Consider the following 23,322-nt stretch of genomic DNA (forward strand, 5'->3'; position numbering starts at 1 on the left):
TCCCGGTCGGCCTCCGCCAGGGGGCCAGGGAACCGGGCTGATCATGACAGCATGGTCCCTAGTGAGGCCGGGGGCCATCATCGCACCCGCAGGAGCTGTGGAGGAGACATCGGTGGCACTGCGCCTGGGACCGCGCGAATTCGGTGACGACGAGCTGGTGATCATGGCGATCGTGAACCGGACCCCGGACTCGTTCTTCGACAAAGGCGCGACGTTCGCGGACGAGGCCGCGTTCGCGGCCGCCGACCGGGCGATGGCCGAGGGTGCGGCGATCCTGGACATCGGCGGGGTGAAGGCCGGCCCGGGCGACGAGGTCACGGTCGAGGAGGAGTTGCGGCGCACCGTGCCGTTCGTGGCCGAGCTGCGCAAGCGCCACCCCGGGGCGGTGATCAGCGTGGACACCTGGCGGCACGAGGTCGGCGAGGCGGTCTGCGAGGTCGGCGCGGACCTGCTGAACGACGCCTGGGGCGGAGTGGACCCGAAGCTCGCCGAGGTGGCCGCCCGGTACGACGCCGGGCTGGTCTGCACCCACGCGGGCGGCGCCGAGCCGCGCACCCGGCCGCACCGGGCCGGCTACCAGGACGTGATGGCGGACATCCTGCGGGTGACCACGGGGCTGGCCGAGCGGGCGGTGGAGCTGGGGGTGCGCCGGGACGCGGTGATCATCGACCCGGGGCACGACTTCGGCAAGAACACCCGGCACTCGCTGGAGGCCACCCGGCGGCTGCCGGAGATGACCGCCACCGGCTTCCCGGTGCTGGTCTCGCTCTCCAACAAGGACTTCGTCGGCGAGACCCTGGACCGGCCGGTGAACGAGCGGCTGCTCGGCACCCTGGCCACCACGGCGGTCTCGGCCTGGCTGGGCGCCCGGGTCTACCGGGTGCACCAGGTCGAGGAGACCCGCCAGGTGCTGGACATGGTCGCCTCGATCCGGGGCACCCGCCCCCCGGCGGTCGCCCGCCGGGGACTGGCCTAGATCTCGTCGCCGGGCCGACGGGCCTCGGCGAGGATCTTCAGGACCTCGTCGATCTCGTCGGTGATGTGGAACAGCTCCAGGTCGTGCGGGGCCGCCTTGCCCTGGGCGACCAGGGTGTTCTTCAGCCACTCGTAGAGGCCGCCCCAGTAGTCGCTGCCGAAGAGGATCACCGGGAAGCGGGTGACCTTCTTCGTCTGCACCAGGGTGAGCGCCTCGAACAGTTCGTCCAGCGTGCCGAGCCCACCGGGCAGCACCACGAAGCCCTGGGCGTACTTCACGAACATCGTCTTGCGGACGAAGAAGTAACGGAAGTTGAGCCCGAGGTCGACGAACTCGTTGAGCCCCTGTTCGAAGGGCAGCTCGATGCCGAGCCCGACGCTGAGGCCGCCGGCCTCCGAGGCGCCGCGGTTGGCGGCCTCCATCGCGCCGGGGCCGCCGCCGGTGATCACCGCGTAGCCGGCCTCGGCGAGGGCCCGGCCGATGGTCACCCCGGCCTCGTACTCGGGCGAGTCCGCCGGGGTCCGGGCCGAGCCGAACACGCTGATCGCGGGCGGGAGTTCGGCGAGGGCGCCGAAGCCCTCGACGAACTCGGAGGTGATCCGCAGCACCCGCCACGGATCGGTGTGCAGCCAGTCGGTGGGACCGGTGGTGTCCAGCAGCCGCTGGTCCGTGGTGCTGGTGCCGACCTGGTCCCGGCGCACCAGCACCGGGCCCTTCTGCTTCTCGGGCCAGGCCTTCTTCTTCCGCGGCACGCCGACCTGCTCGGGGCCGTGTCCGTAGTGCTTGTCGTCTCCTGTGCCTGTCATGACGAAACCCTACGCCGATCTTCCCCCGTTTTCAGGCAACGGGGGAAGGTCGGTTGGGCGACCGGAAGGTGGCGTTCGACCGCCGGTCCGGTCGGCGCGAACACTTTCGATTCAGCTGGTCAGCCAGGCGCGCAGGCACTCCTCGGTCTCCGCGATGGCGGTCAGCGAGCAGTGCTCCTCGCGCTTGTGGGCGAGGTTCGGGTCGCCGGGGCCGTAGTTGACCGCCGGGACGCCGAGCGCGCTGAACCGGGCGACGTCGGTCCAGCCGAACTTGGCCCGGGCCCGGCCGCCGGTGGCCGCCAGGAAGGCCTGGGCGGCGGGCTGGGACAGTCCGGGCAGGGCGCCCGGGGCGAAGTCGGTCACGGTCAGCTCGAAGCCGTCGAAGACCTCGCGGACGTGCTTCTCCGCCTCGGCCTCGCTGCGGTCCGGCGCGTAGCGGAAGTTGATGGTGATCACGCACTCGTCGGGGATCACGTTGCCGGCCACGCCGCCGTCGATCCGCACCGCGTTCAGGCCCTCGCGGTACTCCAGGCCGTCGATCTCCACCTGGCGGGGCCGGTAGTCGGCGAGCCGGGTGAGCACCTCGGCGGCGTGGTGGATGGCGTTGTCGCCGAGCCAGCTGCGGGCCGCGTGGGCGCGCACGCCGGTGAGCCGGATCTGGGCCCGCAGGGTGCCCTGGCAGCCGCCCTCGACCATGGCGCCGCTGGGCTCCATCAGCACCGCGAAGTCGGCGGCCAGCCACTCCGAGCGGTCCTTGGCGAGGTGGCCGAGGCCGTTGCGGTGGGCCTCCACCTCCTCGCAGTCGTAGAACACGTAGGTGAGGTCGCGGTTGGGCTCGGGCAGGGTGGCGGCGAGCCGCAGGGCCACGGCCACACCGGACTTCATGTCCGAGGTGCCGCAGCCGTAGAGCAGGTCGCCCTCGACGTGCGAGGGCAGGTTGTCGGCGATCGGCACGGTGTCCAGGTGGCCGGCCAGCACGACGCGCTCGGCGCGGCCCAGGTTCGTCCGGGCCACCACGTTGTTGCCGTAGCGGTCCACGGTCAGGTGCGGGTAGACGCGCAGGGCGGCCTCGACGGCGTCGGCGAGCGCCTGCTCGTCGCCGCTCACCGAGGGGAAGTCGACGAGCCGGGCGGTCAGCGCGCCACCGTCGATGGTCAGGTCCAGGGGCGTCGGGTTCGGGCTGCTCATGGCGTCAGCCTAGCCTCGCCGCGAAAGTCGTCCTGTGACGTGGAGTGCCCCGGGATCGGCAACCGGAGTGCGCCGCACACCCGTCCGAGTGGGTACGGTGTCGGATCAAGAAGGTGGGCGCGAGAGGGGCGATGGTGGCCAGGAAAAGGCGCAGCGAGGAGCTGGACGACGAGCTGGGCGACGAAGTGGCGCCCCGCCGCGGTCCGGTGCGCGCGCTGCTGCTCGTACTGGTCGGACTGCTCGGCCTGGCGATGGTCGCGGGTCTGGCGGTGGTCGGGATCTGGTGGTTCGGGTTCCGGCAGAGCGCCTCGGAGGAGTGCACGGTGAAGACCGCGGCCGGCAGCGGGACCCTGGAGCTGCCGCAGGCCGCCAACGCGGCGACGATCGCCGCGGTGGCGCGCTCGCGCGGGCTGCCGGACCGGGCGACGGCGATCTCGCTGGCCACCGCGATGCAGGAGTCCAAGCTGCGCAACCTCGCGGGCGGCGACCGGGATTCGATCGGCCTGTTCCAGCAGCGGCCCTCGATGGGCTGGGGCACCCCGGAGCAGATCGCGGACCCGGTGTACGCGACCAACAAGTTCCTGGACGGCCTGGTCAAGGTCCCCGGCTACACCCGGATGCCGCTGACCGACGCGGCCCAGGCGGTGCAGAAGAGCGGCTACCCGCAGGCCTACGCCAAGCACGAGACCAAGGCGACGCTGCTCACCTCGGCGCTGGCCGGCCGGGAGCCCGCCTCCTTCAGCTGTGTGGTGAAGGACTACGCCAAGCCGGACCCGGGCGACTCGCCGTCGCCGACCGCGGGCGCCTCGGCCTCCCCGGCCGCGCAGCCGGACCGCGCCCAGGTGCTGTCGGACCGGGTGCGCCGGGAGTTCGGGCGGACCGTCTCCGCGACGGCCGGCTACGCCTCGACCATCAAGGGCGCCGAGAACGCCGTCGCGCTGACCCCGGACCCGGCCGCCGCCGCGCTGACCACCTCGGCGGACGCCGGGGCCGACGCCGGGGCGAACGCCGAGCGGGCCAGCGGCTGGGAGGTGGCCCACTGGGCGGTCGCCCAGGCCCAGCAGCTGGGCATCGCGACGGTCGCCTACGACGGGAAGATCTGGCGCAAGACCGAGTCGGAGGACGGCTGGCAGTCCCAGACCTCGGGGACGTCGACCAAGCTCGTCCAGGTCACCGTGGCCCCGTACGGCAAGGGCTGACGGACAGGTGTTCGGGTAGCCGCCGGACGGGTGATTCCGGTCAACTCCGGTGGACCGGTCGCCCGTTCCGGCGGCCTTCGATGATGAACCGTCACTTCCCTTGACCGGGCGGGTCGGAAGGCATTCGGAGGGGTCCGGAGAGCACCCCCGCCGCGGTCGTACGATCCGATGGTCGGTCAGGCACTTTCCTTGCGCCGCCCGCAACCTTCTGGCTTCTCAAGCGGTAACAACGTCGTCCGCCAGGTCCTGTCCGCGCCCGGATCGTCCACCCGGGCGTCCACCGGCGGACGGGACGGACCCAGACCCCTTCGAGGAGCCCCATGTCTCACCCCCTCACGCGCCGGATCGCCCAGGCCGCGCTCGTCGTGGCGGCCGGAGCGACCCCGCTGGTCGCGGCCGGCTCCGCGTCCGCCCTGGGCGGGGACGCCCTGCTTCCCAAGAGCGACCTCGCGGCGCCGCTGGGCCAGCTGACCAACACCGACACCGGTTCCACCCTGCAGCACACCACCCACCAGCTCGGCCAGGCCGCCGGCACCACCGGTGCGGCCACCGTCGCCGCGGGCGTACCGGCCTCCGCCGACGCGGCCGGCAACATCGTCGCCCACCAGCTCCCCGAGGCGAACGAGAAGGCCAGCTCGCTGACCGCCCCGGTCGACCAGACCGCCGCCACCACCGGCCAGCTCTCCGCCGTCACCCCGAAGGTCGCCTCGGCCCTGGCCGGCAAGCTCGGCGAGGCCGTCACCGGCAAGGGCATGGGCACCCGCAGCGCCAACGCCGGCACCAGCCCGGTCGGCGGCCTCGGCCAGGCGGGCGCCCTCGCCCAGGCCGTGCCCGGCGCCGGCAAGCTCTCCAGCGCCGTGCCCAGCACCAGCGCCGTCACCGACGCGCTGCCGACCAGTGCGGTCGAGCGCGCCCTGCCGCTCGGCTCGGTCGAGCACGCGCTGCCCGGCGGCCTGCCCGCCACCGACGTGCTCGGCCTCGCGGAGCACGGCTCGGCCAACCGGCTCGGCGGCGCCGACCTCGGCCCGAACAACCCGCTGTCCGGCCTGACCAACTCGCTCGGCCCGGTCGGCGGCCTGCTCGGCGGCGTGAACGGCGGCAGCATCAGCGGCCTGCCGCTGTAGGCCCCCGGTACGTCCGCACACGCGCGAGGGGCCGGTGTTCCGTTCGGAACACCGGCCCCTCCGTCGTGCCGTCAGCGTGCCGCGGTGAGCCGCTCCACGGCCGCGGCGACCCGCTCGTCGGTCGCGGTGAAGGCGACCCGGACGAAGCTGCCGCCGGCCGGCCCGTAGAAGTCGCCGGGCGCCACCAGGATGCCCAGCGCGGCCAGTTCGGCCACCGTCTCCCAGCACGGGCGGTCCTGGGTCGCCCACAGGTAGAGGCTCGCCTCGGAGTGCTCGACCCGGAGGCCGTACGCCTCCAGCGCCGCCCGCAGCGCCGAGCGCCGGGCCGCGTACCGCTCCCGCTGCTCGGCGACGTGCGCGTCGTCCGCCAGCGCGGCGACGGTCGCCGCCTGGACGGGCGCCGGCACGATCATGCCGCCGTGCTTGCGCAGCCCGAGCAGCTCCTTGACCACCACCGGGTCGCCCGCCACGAAGGAGGCGCGGTAACCGGCCAGGTTGGAGCGCTTGGAGAGCGAGTGGACGGCCAGCAGGCCCTCGTGGTCGCCACCGCAGACGTCCGGGTGCAGCACCGAGACCGGCTCGGCCTCCCAGCCCAGCTCGAAGTAGCACTCGTCGCTGACCAGCAGCGCCCGGTGCTCCCGGGCCCACTCGACCGCTCGGCGCAGCTCGGCCGCGCCGAGCACCCGACCGGTCGGGTTGGACGGCGAGTTCACCCAGAGCAGGCGCACCCGGGAGCCGTCCAGCTCGTCCACCGAGTCGTACTCGACCGGCTCGGCGCCGCACAGCCGCGCGCCCACCTCGTAGGTCGGGTAGGCCAGCCGCGGGTAGGCGACCTGGTCGCCCGGGCCGAGGCCGAGCTGGGTCGGCAGCGAGGCCACCAGCTCCTTGGAGCCGACGGTCGGCAGGACGGCCGACGGGTCGATCCGCGCGCCGCAGCGGCGGTCCAGCCAGCCGGCGATCGCCTCGCGCAGCTCCAGCGGGCCCCAGACGGTCGGGTAGCCGGGGGTGTCGGTGTGGGCGGCCAGCGCCTTCTGGATCACCTCGGGGACCGGGTCGACCGGGGTGCCGACGGAGAAGTCGCACAGGCCGCCGGGGTGGGCGAGGGCGGTGGCCTTGTAGGGCTCCAGCTTGTCCCAGGGGAAAACCGGGAGCCGGTCGGAAACGCGGCGCGCCGCTCCCGGGTGGCCCGGGAACGGCGCGTGCGTGCTGTTGGTGTTCACAGCTCAGTAGCCACCGATCGTCAGTGGTCGGCGTTCTGCGGCGGCAGCGCGGCGATGAACGGGTGGTCCCGCTCGATCAGGCCGAGCTTGGAGGCGCCACCGGGCGAGCCCAGGTCGTCGAAGAACTCGACGTTCGCCTTGTAGTAGTCCTTCCACTCCTCCGGAGTGTCGTCCTCGTAGAAGATCGCCTCGACCGGGCAGACCGGCTCGCATGCGCCACAGTCGACACACTCATCCGGGTGGATGTAGAGGGAACGGCTTCCCTCGTAGATGCAGTCAACCGGGCACTCTTCGATGCACGCCTTGTCCTTCACGTCGACACAAGGCTGCGCGATGACGTAGGTCACGCTGTCGTTCCTCCTCGGAAGGGCCTGGCGGCCCGTTCTGTTCTGCTGCCGTGCGCGGTGAGCGCGGCGTCGTCGATGCCCGCCCCTAGTATCGCGGGTCGGAGCAGGCAAATGCACAGGAGGTGGCCGGATCATGACCCGAGACCAGCTGGAACGCCGTCCGGAAGTCCGGATAGATCGCTCTGACGTGGGTCTTCGGGTGTCCGTGCGGCGCCTCTCGGAGTTCGTGGACGACCGTCCGGTGTTCCGCGATGTGATCGGCGTGCTCACATCGTGGGACGATCACGGACTCACGGTCGAGCCGCGCGCGGGCGGTCCGGTGACCTTCCCGGAACGCCTGCTGGTCGCCGGGAAGACGGTGCCGCTCTTCCCGGTGCGACGGGCGCCGCAGCCCGCCGCCACCCCGGTCGAGCTGCAGCGCACCGCCGGCCGCGGCTGGCCCGGGGCCGAGCAGCGGGCCCTCGGCGCCTGGACGCTGCGCGCCGCGGCCGGGTTCACCCAGCGGGCCAACTCCGTACAGGCGCTCGGCGATCCGGGTCTGCCGCTGCCCGAGGCGCTGGCCGCCGTCCGGGACTGGTACGCGGCGCGCGGCCTGCCCGCCCTGGTCGAGGTGGTCACCCCCGGGACGGCGGGCGACCTCCGGGAGCTGCTCGGCCCGCCGCGCTCCCCCACCCAGGTGCGCACCGCCCCGCTGACCGCCCTGGCCCGCGTCGGGAGCGGGCACGACCGCGTCCGCCTCGCCCGGACCGCGGACGCCGACTGGATGTCGCTGTACGGGCGGCTGGGCGGGGACCCGGCGGTGCGCGAGGCGGCCCGGCAGGTGCTGCACGGCGGCCCCTCGGTCTGGTTCGCCACCGTGCCCGGCGCCCCCGGACAGCCGCCGCTGGCGATCGGACGCTGCGTCATCGACGGTCCGTGGGCCTGCTTCGGCGCGATCGAGGTGCAGCCGTACGCCCGGCGGGCCGGGCTGGCGACCGCGGTGATGGCGGTGCTCGCCGCCCGCGCGGCGGAGGAGGGGGCGAGCGGCGCCTACCTGCAGGTGGAGGACGGGAACGACGCCGCACTCGCGCTCTATGACGGACTCGGCTTCACGACCAGTCACACTTACCACTACGCACTCCTTCCCCAGGAGTAGCCGCCCGACCGTTCCATCCTGGTTTGTCCGCTTGTCCGTCCGTCGTACGAAGGCCGTCGCCGTCACCGTGACCGAGCAGAGCAGAGACCGCTTCCGGACCGCCGCCCGCGGCGAGCAGCCCGACCCCGTGCTGTTGTGCCTGCTCGCCGCCGCCGAGCACGACCCCGTCCTCGACCCGGGTGATCCGGGCGAACCGCCGGGCGTGGACACCCTGCTGGCCGCCTGCGAGGCCGCGCTCGAACGGCACGCGGCGGCCGTCCGGCTCGCCGTGGCCGAACGCTCGCCGTCCGGGCCCGAGGAGACCGCCGCGCTGCTCGCCGCCGTGCTCGGCGGGCGCGAACGGTTCCACGGGCGGCAGTCCGACTACCGGCGTCTGGAGTCCTCGCTGCTGCCCGACGTGCTGCGGCGCCGCCGCGGCCTGCCGATCATGCTCTCGCTGGTCTGGACGGCGGTCGGCCGGCGGGCCGGGCTCACCGTCCACGGCATCGCCCTGCCCGGCCACTTCATCGTCGCAGTCGGCGGCCCGACCGGCGGCGAGGAGTACGTCCTCGCCGACCCGTTCCACGGCGGCCGGCTGCTCGACCCGGCCGACGTCGAACACCTGGTCGCCCTCTCCGGGCAGGACTTCACCCCCGCGCTGCTCACCCCGGCCCAGCCGCTGGACATCGTGCTGCGGGTGCTCGGCAACATCCGGGCCTGGGCCGCCGACCGGCCCGAACAGGCCCGCACCCAGCTGTGGGCCACCGAACTCGCCCTGCTGCTCCCCCGGCACCCGGCCCAACTCCGGCTGGAACGGGCCGAACTGCTGGTCCGGATGGGCGACTTCCTCGGCGGCTCGGCGGAGATGGACTCCTACGCGCAGATCCTGGACGCCTTCGACCCGGACACCGCCGCCAAGGTCCGCCAGGAGGCCCGGGCGGCCCGACACCGGCTCAACTAGCGCGCCACCGACGTCACAGCCAGCCCTTCTCGCGGGCGATCCGGACCGCCTCGGTGCGGTTGCGGGCCTCGGTCTTCTGGATCGCCATCGACAGGTAGTTGCGGACCGTCCCCTCCGACAGGTGCAGCCGCCGGGCGATGTCCGCGTTCACCGCGCCGTCCGCGGCCGCGCCCAGCACGTCCCGCTCGCGCGCGGTCAGCGGATTGGCGCCCTCGGCCAGCGCGGCCGCCGCCAGCGCCGGGTCGATCACACGCTCGCCGCGCAGCACCCGGCGGATCGCCTCGGCCAGCTCGGAGGCGGGCGCGTCCTTCACCAGGAAGGCGTCCGCGCCGGACTCCATCGCCCGGCGCAGGTAGCCGGGGCGACCGAAGGTGGTCGCGATCACCACCTTCACCGCGGGCGCCGTCCGGTGCAGTTCGGCGGCCGCCTCGATGCCCGTCATCCCCGGCATCTCGATGTCCAGCACGGCGACCTGCACCTCGTTCGCCAGCACCGCCGCCACCACCTCGTCCCCGCGGCCCACCTGCGCGACGACGTCGATGTCCCCCTCCAGCCCGAGCAGCGCCGCCAGCGCCTCCCGGACCATCCCCTGGTCCTCGGCGAGCAGCACGCGGATCGAGGGGCTGTTCTCTGCGTTACCCATGGCCATGACCTTAGGGCCTGTCACTTCCCGGTACCGGCCGCGGGTATTCCGGTGGTCCGGCGGGGGCGCCGAGCGCCACACTGACCGGTATGCCGACCCTGGAACTGCTCCGCCCCGACCACGCGGGGGCGCTGCTCGCCTTCGAACTCGCCAACCGCGCCTGGTTCGCCCGGAGCGTCCCCGACCGCGGCGACGCCTACTTCGCGGAGTTCGCCGACCGGCACGCCGCCCTGCTCGCCGAACAGGCCTCGGGCGTCTCCTGGTTCCACGTGATCCTCGATCCGGCCGGGGTCCTGATCGGCCGGATCAACCTGGTGAACCGGCTGGACGGCGACGCCGAACTCGGCTACCGGGTGGCCGAGTCCGCCACCGGCCGGGGCGTCGCCACCGCGGCCGTCGCCGAGGTCTGCCAGCTCGCCGCCCGCGACTACGGCCTCGACACGCTGACGGCCGCCGCCCGGCCCGACAACCCGGCCTCGCTGGCCGTCCTGGCCCGCAACGGGTTCACGGTCACCGGGGAGTTCCTCCTCGCCGGCCGGCCCGCGCTGCGCCACCACCGCGTCCTGGACCAGACCGACTAGGTCCTGTCCGGCCGATCTTGGCGGATCGGCGCGCGGCTCCCCCAGCCTTCGGCCGGGAGGTACCCCCACTTCGCGCCCGGCTGGGCGTGCGCCCGAGTCGGCCTCGTACTGGACGTACTTGGACGATTCGGGCGTGCGTCCAGGCGGGATGCCCGGCGTCGCGCGCCCGGCAAGATCGGCCGGACAGGGCCTAGGAGGTCTTCGAGGACTCCGGGGCCGGCGCCGACACCGTCCGCAGCGGCACCGAGGCCCGCATCCGGAAGCCCTTGCCGTGCGCCCCCGGGCCGGTCTCCAGCCGCCCGCCGACCAGGGCGAGCCGCTCCTGGAGGCCGGAAAGCCCGTTGCCCGGCTGGGACTTGCCCGGGCCGCGCCCGTCGTCGGTGATCTGCAGGACCGCGTACCGCCCGCCGTCGCCCTCCCAGGTCTCGTCAGCCGTCACCGTGCAGACGGTGGCGCCCTCGCCGTGCCGGACGATGTTGGTGACGGCCTCGCGCAGCGCCCAGGCCAGCGCACCCGCCTCCTCGTTGGCCAGCGACGGCCAGGCGTCCACCAGCTCCGGCGCGGCCTCCAACCGGACCTGCGCGGCGGACAGGGCGGTCCGGGCGGCGGCGAGTTCGACCGGCAGGGTGGGCCGGCGGAAGCCGGTCACCGCCTCCCGGACGTCGATCAGCGACTGCCGGGCGACCTGCTCGATGTCGGCGACCTGGGCCCGGGCCGCCTCGTCCTTGCCCGCGTCCATGAACCGGCCGGCCAGCTCACTCTTCAGGGTGATCAGTGAGAGCGAGTGCCCGAGCAGGTCGTGCAGGTCGCGGGCGAGCCGCAGCCGCTCCTCGGAGGCGGCCAGATGGGCGACGGCGGCCCGGGCCTCGCGCAGTTCCTTCATGGTGGCGACCAGCCGCTGCATGCCGGTCATCGCGACACCGGAGAGGAAGGCGCTGAGAGTGAAGGTGGTGGTGTTGTCCGTACCGGCGTGGATCAGCAGCCCGGTCGCGGCGGTCAGCGCCGCCATGGCGAGCAGCGCGCGCAGCGCGTGCTTCACCGGGGTGATCACCGCGAGGCACACCGAGGCGTAGATGAACATGGTCAGGAACGCGCCGCCGAGCACCGCGGAGGAGGCCACGGCCAGGGCGATCATCGTCCCGACGATCACCTGGCAGGCCCGCGGCCGCATCCCGGCCTGCGAGCGGAAGATCACCAGCAGGACGTAGGCGCTCACGAAGAGCACCAGGCAGCCCCAGCCGAGCACCTGCGCGGCCGGGCTGTGACCGCCGTTCACCAGGTCGCTCGCCGGGTAGAGCAGGTAGAGCATCCACAGCAGCATCCAGGCGACCTTGACCAGCATCTGCCGCCTGGTCTCCACCGCGGCGCCCGGGACGTTCATGAACGACGCGCGCGCCGGACCCGCCTCCGGCGGTTCGTCGGTGCGGTGGGTCCGGCGTTCGTCACTCATGTGGATCATCATGCCTGGCGGGCGTCGCGCCGGTACAGCGCCGCCGCGGCGGCCACGAAGACGGCGAAGAAGGCGGCCAGTCCGGCGACCGCGACCAGGTCCAGGGAGTGCCCGGGCTGGATGAAGACGGCCAGCTTGTTGTACAGGAACACCGGGTTGAACCGGGCGAACTTCTCCAGCGAGCCGGCCACCGGGAACCAGGTGCCGCCGAGCAGCGCCATCGCCATGTAGACGATCATCACGATCGGCTGCACCGCGTCCGGCGCCGCCGCGTAGCCCAGCGCCACCCCCAGCGCGGCGAACACGAAGCTGCCCAGCCAGAGCGCGACCACCAGCCCGGCCCACTGCGCCGCGGTCAGCGAGACGCCCTGGCTCGCCCCGACCGCGAACACCACCAGGATCGCCGGCAGCGTGGTCACCGCGGTCGCCGCGATCTTGCCGACGGTGTACGCCCGGCCCGGCAGCGCGGTCAGCCGCAGCTGGCGCGTCCAACCGCTCTTGCGCTCCAGCGAGATCCGCTGGGCACTGCCGGTGAGCACCGCACCGACCGCGCCGAAGGTGGCCATCGAGACCATGAAGTAGGTCTTCACCGGCACGCCGCCGGCCTGGTTGCCGGAGCCGTAGGCGTTGATGAAGAACACGTACATCAGCGCCGGGTAGACGACGGTGAAGAACAGGTAGCGCCGGTTGCGGAGGGTCCGCAGGATCTCCAGCTTGATCAGGGTGGTCATCGCGCGTTCTCCTCGGCCAGGTCCTGCTTGTCCAGCTCGCCCGTGATGGTCAGGAAGGCCTGCTCCAGGCCGACCCCGGTGACCTCCAGCCCGCGCGGGTACAGGCCCGCCCGGTAGATCGCGGCCACGCCCGCGTCCGCGTCCGCGGTGCGGATCCGCACCGTCCGCACCCCGGGGACCCGGGCGGTGACGTCCAGCGACTGCACCCCCGGCAGCGTGCGCAGCATCCCCTCGTCGAAGAACTCCCCGTCCGCGTCGTGGAGTTCGAAGGCGATCCGGCGGGCCCCGGCGCGCGCCTTGATCTCCGCGGAGCTGCCGTCGGCGATCAGTCGGCCCCGGTGCAGCACCAGCACCCGGTCGGCGATCGAGTCGGCCTCCTCCAGGTAGTGGGTGGCGAACAGCACCGTGCGCCCGGCGTCGGCCTGCGCCCGCATGCTCGCCCAGAACGCCTGCCGGACGCTGACGTCCATGCCGGTGGTGGGCTCGTCCAGCACGATCAGGTCGCTGTCCCCGGCGATCGCCAGGGCGAAGCGGACCCGCTGCTCCTGGCCACCGGACAGCTTGTCGACCCGGCGCTCGGCGAACTCCTCGATCCCCGCGTCGGCGAGCACCTCCGGGACCGACCGGCCGCGCGGATGCACCTTGCAGGCGAGTTCGACGATCTCGCGGACCTTGACGTCGGTCATCAGCCCGCCGCTCTGCAGCATCGCGCCGACCCGGCCGTCCGCGATCGCCGACCGCGGGGTGCCGCCGAACAGCGTGACGCTGCCCCGGTCGGGCTCGCGCAGGCCGAGCAGCAGGTCCAGGCTGGTGGACTTCCCGGCGCCGTTCGGGCCCAGCAGGGCGACGGTCTCGCCCGGCCGCAGCACCAGGTCCAGGCCGTCCACGGCGCGCACCCGCCCGTAGCTCTTGCCGACGCCGCGGAAGGCGGCCACCTCGGTAACCATTCGCCCGGCTCCTCTCCTCTGATGGTGTCGCGTGCGGGGCTGTCCGCGCACCACCACAGAGTCCCGCGCGGGCGGGGGCCGGCGGCAGTGTCGGCCGTCGTGCCTTCGGTATGACGGATGTCATGCCGACGGCCGGCCCCCACCGCCCGGGGGCCGGCCGTCGAATCCGCTGGTCGGGGGCCCCTACAGCCCCAGCGAGCGCTTCACGAAGTCGACCTGGAGCAGCAGCAGGTTCTCCGCGACCTCCTCCTGCGGCGTCATGTGGGTGACGCCGGACAGCGGCAGCACGGTGTGCGGGCGCCCGGCCGCGAGCAGCGCCGAGGAGAGCCGCAGGGTGTGGGCGGCCACCACGTTGTCGTCGGCGAGGCCGTGGATGATCATCAGGGGGCGCTCCAGGCCGGCCGCGTAGCCGGTCAGCGAGTTCTCCCGGTACACCTCGGGGCGCTCGGCCGGGTGGCCCAGGTAGCGCTCGGTGTAGTGGGTGTCGTACAGCTCCCAGTCGGTCACCGGTGCCCCGGCCACGGCCGCGTGGAACACGTCCGGGCGGCGCAGCACGGCGAGCGCGGACAGGTAGCCGCCGTACGACCAGCCGCGGATCGCGACCCGGTCGAGGTCCAGCGGGAACTCCCCGGCGAGCGCCCGCAGCGCCTCGACCTGGTCGTCCAGGGTGGCCCCGGCGAAGTCGAAGGCGATGGACTTCTCCCAGGCCGGCCCGCGCCCGGGGGTGCCGCGGCCGTCGGCGACGACCACCGCGAAGCCCTGGTCGGCGAACCACTGCGAGTTGAGGTGCGGGTTGTGCGCCTGGACCACCCGCTGGCCGTGCGGGCCGCCGTACGGGTCCATCAGGACGGGCAGCAGGCCGTCCCGCTCCCGGTCGTAGCCGGTGGGCAGGAAGACCGCGGCCGGGATGCGGCGCTCGCCGGCGAAGCGGAAGACCGGGCGGGCGGTGATCACCGGGGTCTCGGCGTGCGAGGCGATGACAGCCACGTCGTCGACCACCACGCCCTCCGGGAGGTCCCGGGCGACCTGCACCAGGGTGCCGGGCAGGTCGGGCTCGGCGGTGGCCCGGACGGTGATCCCGCCGGCGTGCACCGCGCTGGTGACGGAGGTGAACGGACGGCCGTTGGAGGACTCCCAGGCCAGCCGCCGGCCGTCGTGGCCGATCCGGCCGACGGCGATCCAGCCGGGCTCCGGGTCGGTCTCCGCGACGCCGCCGGAGGCGCTGAAGAACACCTCCCGCTCGGTGACCGCGATCACCGAGCGCAGGTGCAGGTCGGGCCCGGTGACGGCCCGGTCGCCGACCACCAGCGCCCGCACTCCCCCCTCGTCGGAGATCCGGACCAGCTTGCCGTCCGGGGTCCAGGCCGGCACGCCGGGGAAGGCCTCCAGCCAGACCTCGTCGCGCTCCTCGAACAGCAGCTCGGTGGCGCCGGTGGCCGGGTCCAGGCCGAGGACCTGCTGGGCGCGCTGGTCGCGGGACTGGACGAGCAGCAGCGGCGCGCCGCCCTCGGACCAGTGCACCCGGGCCAGGTACGGGAAGGCCTGGCGGTCCCAGACCACCTCGGTGCGACCGCCGTGCAGGTCGAGGACGAAGAGGGCGACCTCGGCGTTGGCGGTGCCGGCCGCCGGGTAGGCGACCTCGGCGGGCTCTCTCTCCGGGTTGGCCGGGTCGGCGATCCACCAGCGGCGCACCGGGCTGTCGTCGGCGCGCTCGACCAGCAGCCGCTCGCCGTCCGGGGACCACCAGAAGCCGCGGCTGCGGTCGATCTCCTCCTGGGCGATGAACTCGGCCTGGCCCCAGGTGACGTTCGGGCCGTCCGGCTCGGCGAGCGCCCGGTCGCCGCCGCCGTCGGTGCGGGTCAGCCGCAGTTCGCCGGCCGTGTTGGCGTACGCCACGTGGGTGCCGTCCGGGGACGGCCGCGGGTCCAGCAGCGGCCCGCGGGCGGGCAGTTCGGCGGTGGCGCCGGTGCCGAGGTCGGCGGTGAACAGCCGGCCGGACAGGGCGAAGGCGGCCAGGGCGGCCTTGGCGTCCAGGGCGTAGCCGACGATCCCGGCCGAGCCCTCCCGGCTGCGCTCGCGGCGGGCCTTCTCGGCCGGCGAGAGGTCCTCCTCGCCGCCGCCGAGCAGCGCGGCCGGATCGGCGGCGATCCGCTCCTCGCCGGTGGTGGTGTCGAGGGTCCAGAGCAGGTTGGCCCGGTCCTCGCCGGACCGGGAACGGAGGAAGACGACCCGCGAGCCGTCCGGTGCGACGGAGAAGGAGCGGGGGGCGCCGACGGTGTAGCGCAGGGTCCGCGCGTACTGCCGGGGGAAGGTGTCCGCAGGGGTGTGGGAGGTCATGGCACCAGACCCTACGACGGCGGACTCCCACGGCCGGGTGACTGACGATCACTCGTTCGGAGCATCCCTCCCGAGTACGCCCCAAAGGCCCCCAAACCCCCTCCGACCGGCCCATGCGCCCCAGGAGTGCCCTCGTGCCCCGGCGCGCGCGGACTCACTGAATGTAATGCTCCCCTTACCCATCGGGTATGACTGGTCAGGCGAGTGATCGTCGGACCCCGTCCCGGGCCCCGGTCACCCGACCCCGGTTCCCGTACGGTCCCACGGCCGCCCTCCGCGGAGGGCGGCGCCCGAGAAGGGGTATGAGCCCACATGGCCATGAACATCTCCGCAGCCGTGCTGATGCTCGTCATCGTGGCGGTGCTGATCCGCCGCTCCGGCCTCAAGCTGGCGCACGCCGTCGTCTGCGCGCTGCTCGGCTTCTACCTGGCCTCCAGCTCGATCGCGCCGTCGATCAGCCAGGTCACCAGCAACCTCGCCGGGATGATCAACGGCCTGAAGCTCTGACCCCGCGGTCGCGGTCGTTAGGCTTCCCCCATGACCGCGACTACCGGCCGCCGCCTCCTCCTGGTGCACGCCCATCCCGACGACGAGTCGATCGGCAACGGCGCCACCATGGCCAGGTACGCCGCCGAGGGCGCCCGGGTGACGCTGGTGACCTGCACCCTCGGCGAGGGCGGCGAGGTGATCCCGCCCGGGCTGGCCCATCTGACGGCCGATCGGGAGGACACCCTCGGCGCGTACCGGATCGGCGAGCTGACCGCGGCGATGGGCGCCCTCGGCGTCGCCGACTTCCGCTTCCTCGGCGGCCCGGGGCGCTACCGCGACTCCGGGATGATGGGCGTGCCCGAGAACGACGTCCCCGGCTGCTTCTGGCGGGCCGACGTGGACGAGGCCGCGGGCCACCTGGTCGCGGTAATCCGCGAGGTGCGGCCGCAGGTGCTGGTCACCTACGACGAGAACGGCGGCTACGGACACCCGGACCACATCCAGGCGCACCGGGTCGCGATGCGGGCGTACGAACTGGCCGCCGACCCGGCGTACGCCCCGGAGTCGGGCGCCCCCTGGCGGATCGCCAAGGTGTACTGGAACCGGATGCCCCGCTCGGTGCTCGACGCCGGGCTCGCCGCCACCGCCGCCGCGGCGCGCTTCCCCGGCACCGCCCGACCCGCCGACGTCCCCGGGGTGGTGGCCGACGAGGTGGTCACCACCGTGCTGGACGGCGCCGGCCACGCCGGGCGCAAGGCCGCCGCGATGGCCGCCCACGCCACCCAGATCACCGTGGACGGCGACTCCTTCGCGCTCTCCAACCACCTCGGCCAGCCGCTGTTCGCCACCGAGTACTACCAGCTGGTGCGCGGCCAGGCCGGGCCGGAACGGCCCGAGCGCGACCTGTTCGCGGGCCTCGACCACCAGCCGGCGCCGCAGGCCGCGACGCCGCACGACCCGACTCCGAGCGAGGGGAACGCCCGATGACCGCGCCCGCCGCCAAGCCGAAGCGCCCCTCCGTCGTGGTGGCCGTGCTCGGCACCCGCGAGGAGCGACTGGCCGAGCCCCAACCCCCGCGCGCCGCCCGGATCGCGGCGTATGTCCTGTTCTTCCTGCTGGGCGTCGCGGTGTCGGTCTGCGGATCCTTTGTGCAGGCCCTGTGGCCGCCCGTGGGGGTTCTGCTGGCGCTCGCCGCCACCGCCGCGACCTTCTACGCCGGCCTGCGGGTCACCGGCACCCGGCTGGGCGCCGCGGTCCCCGCGGGCGGCTGGTTCCTGGCGATGCTGCTGATGATGGTGCCCCGGCCGGAGGGCGACAACGTGCTGTGGTCCAACGCCACCTCGCTGGCCTGGCTGTTCGTCGGCTCGATCCTCGGCGTGATCTGCGCCACCCTGCCCACCCGCACCAGCTGGTTCCCCGGAGTGCCCAACCCCCCTCGCTGAGCCCGGCCGACGGCCGCGTACGGTAGCGCGCACAACGCGCAGTCAGGACCACTCCGCCGTACTCTCATACCGGAGGAACCGGACGTATCAGGATCTGTCCGAAGCCGTTCACCGCTCAGTTCTTCCCAGTATGGTGGTCCCGCAGTACGTCGTACCCGACCGCCGTTTGCCCCAGGCCCGGCGACCACGAACCGCGGTCGCGCCGCACGGCCCGCCCGCGAACCCGGAGCAGAGCAGCATTGAGCAGCCGCGAATCTGACAACGCCAACCCGACGCCCCGGCGCACGGGTCCGGACGCCTACCCGTCGGGCACGCCGCCCTACGGCACCCCGGGCCCGGGCTTCCCCGGCGGCGACCGGGCCGCGGCCGACACCGGGTCGGGCGGCGAGGACGACGGTCCGAAGACCGAGACCACCCTGACCACCCGGGTCCGGATCAACATCCCCGGCTCGCGCCCGATCCCGCCGGTCGTCGTCCGCAGCACCGTCAAGAACGAGACTGCCCGGAACGATGACGGCCCGACCGAGCAGGCCCCGGCCGTCGACCCGGCCGGCCCGCGGCACCGCTCCGCGCCCGCCTCGCCGGTCTCGCCCGTCCTCGGCGTGATGGAGGGCGGCGGACCCCAGGGCACCCCGCCGAACCTGCCGCCGGAGTGGCAGATCCCGCCGATCCCGCCGGCCACCTCGGAGTCCGAGTCCACCGGTGCGTGGTTCCGGCCGCGGCAGAAGAAGGCCCCGGCCGCCGAACCCGCCCCGGCCGCCGTGCCGGCCGGTGCCCCGGCCGTCCCGGAGGCCCCGGCCGGGCCGGGCGCCGCCGAGGCCCGTCCGCAGGCCGCCCCGAACGGTGCCCGCCCGGCTCCGGCCGCCGACCGGACCCGGTCGGACGGCCGCCCGGTGCCGGCCCAGGGCAAGGCCCCGAACCCGGGCGCCGGGCCCGCCCCCGCCGCCCCCGGGTCGCCGTACGGCGCCCAGGCCCCGGTGGAGGAGCCCGGCGTGTACGAGGCCGCCGGCCCGTTCGCGCCGGTCGCCGACCCGTTCGCCCCGACCGACCCGTTCGCCCCGACCGCTCCGACCGGCCCCGACGCCGGTGCGCGCGGCCCGCGCGGCGACCGTAAGCAGCGGCAGGCGCCCCAGCAGGGCGGCCTGCCCCAGAACGGCCTCCCCCAGCGCGCGCCCCGGGCCGACGGAACCCGACCGGGCGGCCCGCAGCCGGGCGGCCCGCAGCCCACCGGCCCGCTGCCGGGCGGTGGCCCGCAGGCCGGGCCGAACCCCGAGGACACCTCGGTGGACGGCTTCGCGCCGATCCGCGAGAACACCCCGCCGCCCGCCGCCATACCCGGCCTGCCCCCGCACGGCACCGACGGCCGCCCGCAGCCGGGCCTGTTCGCCTCGGCACCGACCGGTACCGACCCGTTCGCCGCCCAGCGCCCGGTCGGCCCCGGCCAGGACCCGTTCGCCGCCCCGGCGGCGCCCGGCGGGCTCTTCCCCGGCGCGCCCCAGCCCGCCGCACAGCCCGCCCCCGGCGGGCCCCGGCAGGCCGACCGCGACCCGGAGGCCACCGCGGTCACCCCGCTGCCGACCCCGGCTCCCGGCCCCCAGGCCGGCCCCGGTGCCGGTCCCGTCCCCGGCCCGGGCGCTGTCCCCGGCCCGGGTGCCGTTCCCACGCCCGGCCCGGTGCCCGCCAAGGCCAAGGCCGAGCCGGCCGCCCCCGCCAAGGGCAAGGGCAAGGCCAAGCGCGGCGGTGCGAAGAAGCTGGTCAAGCTCGGCGTCTACGCCGTCGGCGGGGTGCTCTTCCTCGGCGCCGCCGCGTACGGCACCGGCCTGATGCTCAACCAGTCCGACGTCCCCAAGGGCACCGTGGTGCTCGGCACGGACATCGGCGGCAACGGCCGCGACCAGGCGATCCACGCGCTGGACGAGTCGGTCGGCAAGGTCGGACAGCAGCCGCTCAAGCTGAAGATCGGCGACCAGTCGGTCGACCTCGACCCGACCGTCGCCGGGCTCGGCTTCGACACCACGGCCACCGTGGACGGTCTCGCCGCGCACAGCTACAACCCGGTCGACGTGATCAAGTCGATCAAGGGCGGCACCAAGGCCGTCGCCCCGGAGGTCCGGGTCGACCGCGCCAAGCTCAAGGCCGCGCTGGACTCGCTGGCGGCCGGCTCCGGCCAGGGCCTCCAGGAGGGCTACGTCAAGTTCGCCGACAACGGCGACCCGGTCGTGGTCCCCGGCAAGGCCGGCCAGGCGGTGGACTCCAACGCCGCCGTCGACGTGGTCGAGCAGGCCTACCGCGACCGCGCCGCCGGCAAGCCCGACCAGCCGATCGCGCTCGCCGTCACGGCCGCCCAGCCCAAGGTCTCCACCCAGGCCCTGCAGGCCGCCGCCGACAGCCTCGGCAAGCAGGTGACCAGCGGCAAGGTGCACATCGTGGCCGGCACCAAGTCCTGGGACTTCGGCCCCAAGACCGCGGCCAAGGTGCTCACGCTCGCCCCGGACGCCTCCGGCAAGATCGCCCCCAAGTGGGACCTCGACGCGCTGAGCACCCAGCTCAACGGCGTGTTCGACAAGGTGAAGGCCAAGAAGAACGGCCAGACCGCCGCGATCACCCCGCAGGACGTCGCGGACGCCGTCACCTCGCTGTTCGACAAGACGGGTGACAAGGAGCGCACCTTCAAGTTCACCGTCGCCTGACGAACCGGACACGAACGAGGGGCTGGCCCACCGCATCGAACGGATGCGGTGGGCCAGCCCCTCGACAACTCCCCCTCCCGGTCAGCAAGATGTGACGCCACACCATCCGCCACAGTCACCCCGGGAGTCACGCCGATGGGCCGCCGCCTCCAGCACCACCGGACGGCACTGCTCGCCGGTCTCACCGCCCTGACGCTCTCCCTCGCGCTCTGCTCCTGCTCCTCCGGGACGGACGGCACGGCCGCCGCCGACGCGGTGCCGGGCGCCACCGGGATGCCCAAGCTCACCGCGGTCGACATCAACGCCCACGACCGCGGCCGGCTGCGCCAGGGCGGCACCCTGAACCTGGCGATCGCCCAGTTCTCCCACCAGTGGTCGCCGATCCACACCGACGGCACCGAGTCCTCGACCGTCGCGGTCGCCAAGCCGCTGCTGCCGACCTTCTTCCGCTCGGACGCGGCCGGCACCCAGACCGTCAACCCGGCCTACCTCCAGGAGGCCCACGCCGAGGTCAGGGACGGCCGCCAGGTGGTCACCTGGACGCTCAACCCGAAGGCCCACTGGTCCGACGGCACCCCGATCACCTGGCGCGACATCGAGGCCAACTGGCGTGCCATGAACGGCAAGGACCCGGCCTACCGCCCCTCCAGCACCTCCGGCTTCGAGCTGGTCGACTCGGTCGAGCGGGGCAAGGACGACTTCCAGGCCGTGATGACCTTCGACCGGCCGTTCTCCGAGTGGCAGTCGATGTTCAACAGCGCCGCCAACGCCCCGCTGCTGCCCGCGAGCAAGGTCGCCACCCCGGACCTCTTCAACTCGGCCTACCTGGACGCGATCCCGCTCACCGCCGGCCCGTTCAAGGTCGACCGGCTGGACCCGGCCGCCCAGACCGTCACCCTGGTCGCCGACCCGACCTGGTGGGGCGACAAGCCGATGCTGGACCGGATCGTCTTCCACGCCATGCTGCCCGACGCGATGCGCACCGCCTTCGCCAAGGGCGCGATCGACCTCCTCGACAACGGCCCGGACCTGGCCGGCTACCAGGCCATCAGGAACACCAAGGGCGCGGCCGTCCGCCGGGCCGGCGGCCCGGACTTCCGCCAGCTCACCCTGAACGCCCGGTCCCCGCAGCTCGCCGACCCGACCGTCCGCCAGGCGGTCTTCCAGGCGATCAACCGGGACGCCCTGATCCGCACCGACCTCAACGGCCTGGACTGGCCCGCCGTCCCGCTCAACAACCACCTGCTGGTCGCCAACCAGAACGGCTACCGCGACAACTCGCTGGGCCTGTCCCGCTTCGACCCGGCCGAGGCCGCCCGCAAGCTGGACGCGGCGGGCTGGAAGCTCGACGGCGACGTCCGAAAGAAGGACGGCCGCGAGCTCGACCTGCGGATGGTCGTCCCGGCCGGGGTCACGGTGGCCCAGAACGAGACGGCCGCCCTCACGAAGATGTTCAAGGACGTCGGCATCAAGCTCACCCCGGTGACCGCCGGCCCCAACGAGTTCTTCGACAAGTACGTCAACCGCAACGACTTCGACCTCGCCGCCTACGCCCTGCTCGGCACCCCGTTCCCGGCCAGCGGCAGCCGCGCGAGCTACGTCCAGGGCAGCGCCACCAACCGGGCCGGCGCGGGCAGTCCGGCGGTGGACGCCGCCCTCGACCGGGCGGCCGGCGCGACCGACGCGGGCAGCACCTCCGAGGCGATCAACCAGGCCGACGGCGAGCTCTGGAAGGTGGCCGGCGTGCTGCCGCTCTACCAGCGCCCGCAGCTGTACGGCGCCCGCGCCGACCTCGCCAACATCGGCGCCCAGGGCCTGTCCGACATCGTCTGGGAGAACGTCGGCTTCACCAAGTAGCGGCCCCGCCCCGGGCCCCGCCCGGCTCAGCCGTGCAGGGTCTCCCGCCAGTAGTGGCAGGCGCTGCGACGACCCGGCAGCTCGGCGCCGTGCTCGTCCGCGATCGGCACCAGCGGCGGGAGTTCGCTCCGGCAGAGGTCCTGCACCCGGTCGCAGCGCGGGTTGAAGGCACAGCCCTCCGGGATCCGCAGCAGGCTGGGCGGCAGGCCCTTGATGGCGTGCAGGTCCTGGCCCTTCTGGTCCAGCCGGGGGATGGAGTCCAGCAGACCCCGGGTGTACGGGTGGGCCGGCCGCGCGTACAGCTCGTGCACCGGCGCGGTCTCGACGATCCGGCCCGCGTACATCACCGCGATCTTGTCCGCGACGTCGGCCACCACGCCCAGGTCGTGGGTGATCAGGACCAGCCCCATGTTGAACTCGGCCTGCAGCTCGGCCAACAGGTCCATCACCTGGGCCTGCACCGTCACGTCCAGCGCGGTGGTCGGCTCGTCCGCGATGATCAGGTCGGGCTCCAGGGAGAGCGCCATGGCGATCATGATGCGCTGCCGCATCCCGCCGGAGAACTGGTGCGGGTAGTCGCCGACCCGCTGCCTGGCGGCCGGGATCCGCACCCGGTCCATCAGCTCGACGGCCTTGGCCTTCGCCTCCGCCCGCGACAGCCCCTGGTGCACCCGGTACATCTCACCGAGCTGGTAGCCCACGCTGAGCACCGGGTTGAGGGCGGACAGCGCGTCCTGGAAGATCATCGCGATCCTCCGGCCCCGGACGGTCCGCCGGAGCCGGGGGCTCATGGTCAGCAGGTCCTCGCCGCGGAACATGATCCGCCCCGCGGTGATCCGCGCGGGCGGCGCGTCCAGGATGCCCATGACCGCCTGGGCCGTCACCGACTTGCCGGAACCGGACTCGCCCAGCACCGCCAGCGTCTCCCCCGCCGCCACCGAGTAGCTCACCCCGTTCACGGCCCGGGCGACACCGTCCTGGGTGTGGAACTCGACGTGCAGGTCCTCGACCTCCAGCAACGGGGTCCCGGGTACCAGGTTCTCCCGGCCGCCGCCGGTCACCTCCACCACGTCCATCCGGGCAGCCCTCCTCCGCGCAGCAGCGAGCAACGACAGGCGCAGAGCAACTATCAAGGAACGGCGTGCACTTGGGGAGTGCGCTGCAGATCTCGGTTCCATCACGGCGAAGGGCGCGCCCTCCGGCGGGAGGACGCGCCCTTC

21 protein-coding genes are annotated in these 23,322 nt (G+C 73.8%); 11 read left to right on the plus strand and 10 right to left on the minus strand.

Going from position 1 to position 23,322, the window contains the following annotated elements:
• Positions 1-163: 163 nt before the first annotated feature.
• Complete coding sequence (gene folP / locus ACIP4P_RS32980) at positions 164-976, plus strand: dihydropteroate synthase (protein ID WP_400924938.1); 813 nt, start codon at positions 164-166, stop codon at positions 974-976.
• On the opposite strand, the gene ACIP4P_RS32985 is transcribed toward folP, so the two are convergent.
• Together ACIP4P_RS32985 and dapE are read right to left on the minus strand one after the other, a co-directional pair.
• Positions 973-1,782, minus strand: coding sequence for a TIGR00730 family Rossman fold protein (locus tag ACIP4P_RS32985; RefSeq protein WP_400924773.1), 810 nt, complete (start codon positions 1,780-1,782; stop codon positions 973-975). The genes folP and ACIP4P_RS32985 overlap by 4 nt on opposite strands.
• 111 nt (positions 1,783-1,893) lie before the next feature.
• On the minus strand, positions 1,894-2,970 hold the full coding sequence (gene dapE / locus ACIP4P_RS32990; RefSeq protein ID WP_400924775.1) for a succinyl-diaminopimelate desuccinylase: 1,077 nt from the start codon (positions 2,968-2,970) through the stop codon (positions 1,894-1,896).
• Between the two features lie 134 nt (positions 2,971-3,104).
• Here dapE and ACIP4P_RS32995 point away from each other — a divergent pair, with 134 nt between their 5' ends.
• Positions 3,105-4,169 carry a hypothetical protein gene (locus ACIP4P_RS32995; RefSeq protein WP_400924777.1) on the plus strand — a complete coding sequence of 355 codons (1,065 nt, stop codon included), beginning with the start codon at positions 3,105-3,107 and terminating at the stop codon, positions 4,167-4,169.
• A 320-nt stretch (positions 4,170-4,489) separates the two neighbouring features.
• On the plus strand, positions 4,490-5,293 hold the full coding sequence (locus ACIP4P_RS33000; protein ID WP_350511848.1) for a hypothetical protein: 804 nt from the start codon (positions 4,490-4,492) through the stop codon (positions 5,291-5,293).
• A 71-nt stretch (positions 5,294-5,364) separates the two neighbouring features.
• Here ACIP4P_RS33000 and dapC read toward each other — a convergent pair whose 3' ends face one another.
• Together dapC and fdxA are read right to left on the minus strand one after the other, a co-directional pair.
• Positions 5,365-6,513: a succinyldiaminopimelate transaminase gene (gene dapC, locus ACIP4P_RS33005; protein ID WP_400924780.1), complete on the minus strand. Its 1,149-nt coding sequence runs from the start codon at positions 6,511-6,513 to the stop codon at positions 5,365-5,367.
• Positions 6,514-6,533: 20 nt separating this feature from the next.
• Positions 6,534-6,860 carry a ferredoxin gene (fdxA, locus tag ACIP4P_RS33010; RefSeq protein WP_350511846.1) on the minus strand — a complete coding sequence of 109 codons (327 nt, stop codon included), beginning with the start codon at positions 6,858-6,860 and terminating at the stop codon, positions 6,534-6,536.
• Between the two features lie 133 nt (positions 6,861-6,993).
• Between fdxA and ACIP4P_RS33015 the strand changes: the two genes are divergently transcribed.
• Both ACIP4P_RS33015 and ACIP4P_RS33020 read left to right on the plus strand, forming a co-directional pair.
• A complete protein-coding gene (locus ACIP4P_RS33015) occupies positions 6,994-7,995 on the plus strand; it encodes a GNAT family N-acetyltransferase (RefSeq protein WP_400924782.1) in 1,002 nt (333 codons plus the stop codon).
• Positions 7,996-8,026: 31 nt separating this feature from the next.
• Positions 8,027-8,935 carry a transglutaminase family protein gene (locus ACIP4P_RS33020; protein WP_400924784.1) on the plus strand — a complete coding sequence of 303 codons (909 nt, stop codon included), beginning with the start codon at positions 8,027-8,029 and terminating at the stop codon, positions 8,933-8,935.
• Between the two features lie 13 nt (positions 8,936-8,948).
• Here the strand turns inward: ACIP4P_RS33020 and ACIP4P_RS33025 are convergent, their stop codons facing one another.
• On the minus strand, positions 8,949-9,578 hold the full coding sequence (locus ACIP4P_RS33025; protein ID WP_350511843.1) for a response regulator transcription factor: 630 nt from the start codon (positions 9,576-9,578) through the stop codon (positions 8,949-8,951).
• Between the two features lie 89 nt (positions 9,579-9,667).
• Between ACIP4P_RS33025 and ACIP4P_RS33030 the strand changes: the two genes are divergently transcribed.
• On the plus strand, positions 9,668-10,159 hold the full coding sequence (locus tag ACIP4P_RS33030; RefSeq protein WP_400924787.1) for a GNAT family N-acetyltransferase: 492 nt from the start codon (positions 9,668-9,670) through the stop codon (positions 10,157-10,159).
• Between the two features lie 190 nt (positions 10,160-10,349).
• Here ACIP4P_RS33030 and ACIP4P_RS33035 read toward each other — a convergent pair whose 3' ends face one another.
• From ACIP4P_RS33035 to ACIP4P_RS33050, 4 genes are all read right to left on the minus strand, one after another.
• Complete coding sequence (locus tag ACIP4P_RS33035; RefSeq protein ID WP_400924789.1) at positions 10,350-11,609, minus strand: sensor histidine kinase; 1,260 nt, start codon at positions 11,607-11,609, stop codon at positions 10,350-10,352.
• 8 nt (positions 11,610-11,617) lie between these two features.
• Positions 11,618-12,340, minus strand: a complete 723-nt coding sequence (locus ACIP4P_RS33040; protein WP_400924791.1) for an ABC transporter permease — start codon at positions 12,338-12,340, stop codon at positions 11,618-11,620.
• Complete coding sequence (locus ACIP4P_RS33045) at positions 12,337-13,287, minus strand: ABC transporter ATP-binding protein (RefSeq protein ID WP_400924793.1); 951 nt, start codon at positions 13,285-13,287, stop codon at positions 12,337-12,339. The genes ACIP4P_RS33040 and ACIP4P_RS33045 overlap by 4 nt, the downstream gene beginning before the upstream one ends.
• Positions 13,288-13,470: 183 nt before the next feature.
• Positions 13,471-15,624, minus strand: coding sequence for a prolyl oligopeptidase family serine peptidase (locus ACIP4P_RS33050; RefSeq protein ID WP_400924795.1), 2,154 nt, complete (start codon positions 15,622-15,624; stop codon positions 13,471-13,473).
• A 312-nt stretch (positions 15,625-15,936) separates the two neighbouring features.
• Between ACIP4P_RS33050 and ACIP4P_RS33055 the strand changes: the two genes are divergently transcribed.
• The 5 genes from ACIP4P_RS33055 to ACIP4P_RS33075 all read left to right on the plus strand — a co-directional run bounded on the left by ACIP4P_RS33055 (position 15,937) and on the right by ACIP4P_RS33075 (position 22,102).
• Entirely contained in the window at positions 15,937-16,131 is a 195-nt protein-coding gene (locus ACIP4P_RS33055) for a DUF2304 domain-containing protein (protein WP_350511837.1), read from the plus strand.
• Between the two features lie 30 nt (positions 16,132-16,161).
• Positions 16,162-17,100, plus strand: coding sequence for an N-acetyl-1-D-myo-inositol-2-amino-2-deoxy-alpha-D-glucopyranoside deacetylase (mshB, locus tag ACIP4P_RS33060; RefSeq protein ID WP_400924798.1), 939 nt, complete (start codon positions 16,162-16,164; stop codon positions 17,098-17,100).
• Positions 17,097-17,555, plus strand: coding sequence for a DUF6113 family protein (locus ACIP4P_RS33065; RefSeq protein ID WP_400924800.1), 459 nt, complete (start codon positions 17,097-17,099; stop codon positions 17,553-17,555). The genes mshB and ACIP4P_RS33065 overlap by 4 nt, the downstream gene beginning before the upstream one ends.
• A gap of 239 nt (positions 17,556-17,794) precedes the next feature.
• Positions 17,795-20,245, plus strand: a complete 2,451-nt coding sequence (locus tag ACIP4P_RS33070) for a peptidoglycan binding domain-containing protein (protein WP_400924802.1) — start codon at positions 17,795-17,797, stop codon at positions 20,243-20,245.
• A 135-nt stretch (positions 20,246-20,380) separates the two neighbouring features.
• The gene (locus ACIP4P_RS33075; protein WP_400924804.1) at positions 20,381-22,102 is read left to right on the plus strand and encodes an ABC transporter family substrate-binding protein; all 1,722 of its coding nucleotides are present in this window, start codon (positions 20,381-20,383) and stop codon (positions 22,100-22,102) included.
• A gap of 26 nt (positions 22,103-22,128) precedes the next feature.
• Here ACIP4P_RS33075 and ACIP4P_RS33080 read toward each other — a convergent pair whose 3' ends face one another.
• A complete protein-coding gene (locus tag ACIP4P_RS33080; protein WP_400924806.1) occupies positions 22,129-23,178 on the minus strand; it encodes an ABC transporter ATP-binding protein in 1,050 nt (349 codons plus the stop codon).
• Between the last annotated feature and the right edge of the window lie 144 nt (positions 23,179-23,322).

Origin of the sequence: Kitasatospora sp. NPDC089509, from assembly GCF_044749365.1 — a bacterium.
Lineage (GTDB): Bacteria > Actinomycetota > Actinomycetes > Streptomycetales > Streptomycetaceae > Kitasatospora.